The 3837-nt window shown below is 48.9% G+C and carries 3 protein-coding genes; all 3 read left to right on the forward strand.

Annotation, left to right across the window (positions count from 1 at the left end):
• Positions 1–6: 6 nt before the first annotated feature.
• Positions 7–1761: a DNA repair protein RecN gene (gene recN / locus IQ270_RS28910; protein ID WP_193976558.1), complete on the forward strand. Its 1755-nt coding sequence runs from the start codon at positions 7–9 to the stop codon at positions 1759–1761.
• A gap of 317 nt (positions 1762–2078) precedes the next feature.
• Complete coding sequence (locus tag IQ270_RS28915; RefSeq protein ID WP_193976556.1) at positions 2079–2390, forward strand: hypothetical protein; 312 nt, start codon at positions 2079–2081, stop codon at positions 2388–2390.
• Between the two features lie 211 nt (positions 2391–2601).
• Positions 2602–3837: GAF domain-containing protein (locus IQ270_RS28920; protein ID WP_193976557.1), on the forward strand; the 1236-nt coding region annotated here is incomplete at its 3' end.

Below are 3837 nucleotides of genomic sequence, written 5' to 3' on the forward strand. Positions count from 1 at the left end.
TCCCCCATGTTGCTATACCTCAGAATAGAAAACTTTGCCTTAATTGACTGCCTGGAGCTAGAATTTGGCCCGAGTTTGAACGTATTTACAGGGGAAACTGGCGCTGGTAAATCAATTATCCTGGATGCGATCGATGCAGTGTTGGGCGGGAAAGTCGATCGCCGATCGATTCGTACCGGAGCAGCGCGGGCAATATTGGAAGCTACCTTTGAATTGGACTCATCCTCGGCAATCTGGCTGGGCGAGCAAGAAATCGAACCCATAGACGGAAATTTAGCCGTTTGCAGCCGGGAAATTAACGCCACGAGCGGTGTAATGCGGAGCCGATCGCGTTTGAACGGAATTCTGGTCAACCGCCAGTTAATGGAGCAATTGCGCGATCGGCTCGTCGAAATTACCGCCCAAGGCCAAACCGTCCACCTCGGACAAGAAACCCTCCAGCGAGAATGGCTCGACTTGTACGGCGGCAAAAAACTCACTGAAGCTCGATCGACAATTACCACCGCGTGGCTCGGAGCTTCCAGCGCCAAAACAGCACTCAAACGCAGGCGTCAGTCCGAACAGCAGCGCCTGCAAAGACTCGACTTATTGCAATACCAAGTCCGAGAACTCAGCGAAGCCCAAATAGAAGACAGCCACGAACTCGAACACCTAGAACAAGAATCAATCCGCCTCGGCCACATCGTCGAATTGCAGCAGCAAAGTTACAAAGTTCACCAAGCCCTTTACCAAAACGACGGCGACACCGCATCAGCCGCCGACTTGTTGAGCAAAGCCGAGGAAATTTTAAGCGACATGGCAGTTTACGATGTCCTATTGCAACCAATCCTAGAAATGGTCAGCGACGCTGTAGCTCAAGCCACAGAAGCCAGCAGGCAAATTAGCAGCTACGGCGAACAACTAGAAGCAGATCCCGAAAGACTCGAAGAAGTAGAAGACAGAATTCGCCAACTCAAACAAATTTGCCGCAAATACGGGCCTCTCTCAGAAGCGATCGCCTACTACCAAAGCATCCAAAACGAACTAAACGAACTTTTAAAAGGAGGCGAGTCAATGGAAGCCTTAGAACTCGCGTATCACACCGCTTTAGACCAATTAAAAGACGCTTGCAGCCACCTGACAATCCTGCGGCGCGAAGCAGCCCTCAAACTCGAAACGCACCTTGTGGGAGAACTCAAGCCCTTAGCAATGGAAAAAGTACAATTTCAAGTCGCCATCTCGCCTGGTAGCCCAACCGCCACCGGTGCCGACCAAATCGCCTTTTGTTTCAGCCCCAATCCGGGGGAACCCCTGCAACCGTTAGGGGCGATCGCCTCCGGGGGAGAAATGAGCCGCTTTCTGCTCGCCATCAAAGCCTGTTTTTCCCAAATCGAAAGCGCCGGCACCCTAATTTTCGACGAAATCGACGCCGGAGTTTCTGGGAGAGTCGCCGGCGCAATCGCCAAAAAACTCTATCAACTCTCCGACAAACACCAAGTTCTCTGCGTCACCCACCAGCCGCTAATCGCCGCGATGGCCGATTGTCATTTTCGCGTCAACAAAATGACTGTCGCAACAGAACCAACTATCGGCGAACCCGCAGCCGACTCCGAACCAGTTGAACGCACAGTAGTCAGAGTTGCCGCCCTCAACAGCCAGCAGCGGCGCGAAGAACTCGCCCAACTCGCCAGCGGCCGATCGGCCGCAGAAGCCATCGCCTTCGCCGAATCCCTGCTTGTCGAAGCCGCCGGATTGCGCCAAACTCAGTCCGCCAAACCCTGAACCGGCACTCGATCTCAATATTCGGCAGCATCCTCCATTCATCTGTCTATTCTCTTTCTGTGTCCTCTGCACCCTCTGCGTTTAAATCATTCCGATGTTACCGGAAACGATATGAGCCGATCGGGGGGTGCAAAAAGCGGAGTTTTTCAGAGCCGGAGGTTACACTAAAAATGGCAGCCGCAGATTTTACAAAAAAAAGCTAAAAATCACCTGACTTTGTTCCCGGAATGAAAGCTTCTAGCAGCAAAATTTACAGAAATTATAGTTAAAAACCACAATTGTGTAGACAACGGCACACATCACTAGCAACTGTTAGTGTGACACTTGCCACTACTTCGGCAATTCCCTCTCTGTTTCAGCAGTCCCCCGCCCTGCAAGCATTCATGTTTCTGCAGGCGATCGATCCGCATCCGGCGATCGGTCAAAGAACCTACTTAAAACAGGCAACCACAATGTCAAAATCACTTAATAAATCATTAAAACAAAATTCGCCTTCTCTAAAAAGTAGAGCAATCCCGCAGTCGCTTTACCGTCCCACCCGCAGTCCACCAGCAAAGCCAACTCAACTTTCCTTGCCCTGTGACCAGACTTCTGTAAACTGGGAAATAGTTTGTTTCACCCATACTTGAGTCTTGTGCTACCCGTGACCCCATCCAAAAATAAATACCTTGCCCCTGCTAGGCGGAGGTGGATAGATCGAAATGTTAGATCGGAGTTTAAGCTCTCAGATTCATCTGTAGCAAGTAAATCTCAAATCTCAAATCGACTTACCCACCAATCAACTTGTCCCCTCTCCTAGCTTAAAGACTAACCCTTACACTTAAGCTTCTGTAAAGGTCTATGAATTCTTCTGCATCTTCCACCAATTACTCTTCTCTTGACAACGTGATAGATGTCGCTGTTGTCGGCGATGACAATCACCATCAGGAACCCTATTCTTCTCCTCCCCCTCCATCTCCATCTCCATCTCCCTCTAGCAGTGCAATGATCCCGACACAGGGAAATTTGTCCGGCATTCTCGACCTCCTAAACAAGCAAAGTTTCACAGTAGTAGTTAAGGAAGTAGAAGACAAACTTAAGGTTGTAAATCAAACCTTGGGAATGCTCGACAATATCCTTGAGAGCGAGGGATTTGATGCCATACTCAACGAAATGTTGCAGTCGATTACCCTCAAAACAGGGGAATTGCTCAATGCCGACCGCAGCACAATATTTTTATTGGACGACGAAAAAAATGAACTCTGGGCGATCGTCGCTAAAGACGAAAATGGCAAAAACCTAGAAATCAGAGTTCCCGCCCACGTAGGTATTGCTGGAGAAGTAGCCACAGACAGAAAAGTGGTTAACATTCCTTACGATTTTTACAACGACTCGCGATCGGCAAACGCCAAAAAAACCGATGAAAAAACGGGCTACCGCACTTATACAATGCTGGCAATGCCCCTGATCAATGAAGAAACAAACGAGTTAGTAGCAGTCGTTCAACTGATTAATAAACTCAAACCGAACCACGAAAAATTTCCTACTTTAGACGAACAAATCGACAGGACAGGATTTACAGAAGAAGACGAAAAAGTTTTTAGAGAATTTGCTCCCTCAATTCGCCTAATTCTAGAATCGTCCAAATCTTTCTACGCAGCAACTCAGAGACAGCGGGCGGCCGCGGCACTGATGAATGCCGTAAACGCTCTTTCTAAAAGCAGTCTAGACTTAGAAGATACCCTAAAAAGGGTGATGGATCAGGCCCAAGAACTGATGAATGCCGATCGCAGCACCCTGTGGCTGATCGACGAAGATAAAGACGAACTGTGGACAAAAATCCCGATCGCCGGCAGCCTTAAAGAAATTCGCATACCCAGAAACGCCGGTTTTGCAGGCATCGTCGCCCAATCCAGCGAACCCCTGCTGATTCCCTTTGACGTGTACGACGACGCCCGCGCCGCCACTTCCAAAGAAGTAGATCAAAAATCCGGCTACCGCACTTGCAGTATGCTATGTATGCCAGTATTTAACTCGAACCATAAATTAATAGGCGTCACCCAATTAGTTAATAAAAAACGACAAGGAGAATTTCCC

This window comes from Microcoleus sp. LEGE 07076, from assembly GCF_015207455.1.
Taxonomy (GTDB): domain Bacteria; phylum Cyanobacteriota; class Cyanobacteriia; order Cyanobacteriales; family Microcoleaceae; genus Microcoleus.